Below are 1,919 nucleotides of genomic sequence, written 5' to 3' on the forward strand. Positions count from 1 at the left end.
GTTCCGGCACGGTGCGCAGGACCGCGCGGGTCGCCTCGATGCCGTCGAGCAGCGGCATCCGGACGTCCATCGCGACCACGTCCGGCCGCAGTTGCCGCACCAGGGGGATCACCGCGGCGCCGTCGGCCGCCTCGCCGACGACCTCGATGTCCGGCTGCGCGCCGTGCTGGAGGCGCAGCCGGACATCGAGGTCGTCGGCGAGGCGGCCGACGGCGCCGCGGTGATCCCCCTGGTGCGGCAACTGCGGCCGGACGTGGTCGCGATGGACGTCCGGATGCCGCTGCTCGACGGCATCGAGGCGACCCGCGCGGTCCTGCGCACCGTGCCGGAACCGCCGAGGATCCTGGTCGTGACGACGTTCGAGAACGACGAGTACGTCTACGAGGCGCTGCGCGCCGGAGCCGACGGCTTCCTGCTGAAGCGCGCACGGCCCACGGAGATCGTCAACGCCGTGCGGGTCGTGGCCGAGGGCGAGTCCCTGCTCTTCCCGGCGGCGGTGCGCTCGCTCGCCGCCGAGTACGGCACCTCCCGTGCCCGCGCCCTCATGGAACGCGCGGCGCTCACCGAGCGGGAGGAGGCCGTGCTGCGTCTGATGGCCCGTGGACTGTCCAACGCCGAGATCGCCGGGCAGCTCGTCGTCGGCACCGAGACGGTCAAGTCGCATGTGAGCGCGGTGCTGTCGAAGCTCGGCGCCCGCGACCGCACCCAGGCGGTGATCGCGGCGTACGAGTCGGGATTCGTCGCTCCGGCCTGAACGCGTCCTCCCGGAGCGCCCGTCGGGCCAGGAGCCGTGGCCCGCGGGGCGGCCTGCCGTCAACACGGCGGAGCGGCCCACCCCCAGGACGGGTGTCCCGATTGCCTCCCAGTTGTCCGCATCCTAAGGTTCTGACCTGCTGGGACCCCTTCCGTCCCACGACCAGGCGCGCCGACCGCAGCATCATGCGCGGCCCGAGCGGAGGGACGCCCGCATGGCCGTCGAACGGACGACCGAGGAGAACGCCGCCCTGGCGCTGGGCCGGGCCCTGCGCGAACTCCAGCAGCGTTCGGGGTGCACCCTGCGTTCCCTGGAGTCCCGCGTCCGCATCAGCGACTCCTCCCTCTCGCGTTACTTCCGGGGCACGACCGTCCCGCCGTGGCCGACCGTCCGGGACCTGTGCCGGGCCCTCGGGGGCGACCCCGCGGAGTTCCGCGTCCTGTGGGAGGCCGCCGACCGGGCGGCCTGCGCACCCGCGGGGGCGGCCGGCCGGCCCGGAGGCACACCGTCGGCGCCCGGCGGACCGATCTCGTCCGCGACGCCCCCGGAACGCGCCGGGGCACGCCGTCGCACACTTCCGCGCGGGCGCACGGCGTGGGCAGCGGCGGGCGTGGCCGTCGGGGCGGCGCTCGGCGCCGCTCTGACCGCGCTGGCCTGGCCGGCTCCGACCGCGGACGGCGCCGGGACCATGGCGCTCGGCAGCCCCGCCGGTCCGCCCGACGGCCGGATCTTCGTCAGCCGGGAGACGGGGGCGTGCCTGGACAGCAGCCTGGACAAGGGGCTGCGCGCCTTCGACTGCAACGGCCTGCCCTACCAGCGGTGGACGGTCCGCGAGGTGCCGGGCGACGGCGTGCAGCTGAGGAATCACGCGACGGGCCGCTGCCTGGACCACGGCGCCGGGCTGCGCGCGGTGGCCTGCGGTTCCTCGGCGACCCAGCGGTGGACGCTCACCCCCCGGGGCGACGGCGCCGTCGAGGTCCAAAACGCCGGGACACGGCACTGCCTCGACGCCGGCGCGACAGGGCTGCGCGGCCTGCCGTGCACCCCCACCCCGCGCCAGATGTGGGCATGACGACCACGGCGTCGCCGCCCGGAGCAGCCCTCCGGGCCTGACCCGGCCCCGGCCCTCCAGTCCCCCAGCCTCGCTCCGGCGTCCGCGCACGGC

General features: G+C 76.0%; 2 protein-coding genes and 1 pseudogene. 2 read left to right on the forward strand and 1 reads right to left on the reverse strand.

The genetic code is table 11. The features are described from left to right. A pseudogene (locus tag EAO77_RS41605) lies at positions 1 to 112 on the reverse strand (DNA-binding response regulator); the annotation flags it as partial. A gap of 42 nt (positions 113 to 154) precedes the next feature. Between EAO77_RS41605 and EAO77_RS36245 the strand changes: the two are divergent. Both EAO77_RS36245 and EAO77_RS36250 read left to right on the forward strand, forming a co-directional pair. Beyond that, the gene (locus tag EAO77_RS36245; RefSeq protein ID WP_147992548.1) at positions 155 to 754 is read left to right on the forward strand and encodes a response regulator transcription factor; all 600 of its coding nucleotides are present in this window, start codon (positions 155 to 157) and stop codon (positions 752 to 754) included. Positions 755 to 968: 214 nt separating this feature from the next. Next, entirely contained in the window at positions 969 to 1,826 is an 858-nt protein-coding gene (locus EAO77_RS36250) for an XRE family transcriptional regulator (protein WP_147992546.1), read from the forward strand. The last annotated feature ends 93 nt before the right edge of the window (positions 1,827 to 1,919 follow it).

Source organism: Streptomyces sp. T39 (genome assembly GCF_008042045.1).
Lineage (GTDB): Bacteria > Actinomycetota > Actinomycetes > Streptomycetales > Streptomycetaceae > Streptomyces.

Coding starts and splice junctions, on each gene's coding strand:
- EAO77_RS36250 (WP_147992546.1), top strand. CDS start 969: ATGGCCGTCGAACGGACGACCGAGGAGAACGCCGCCCTGGCGCTGGGC.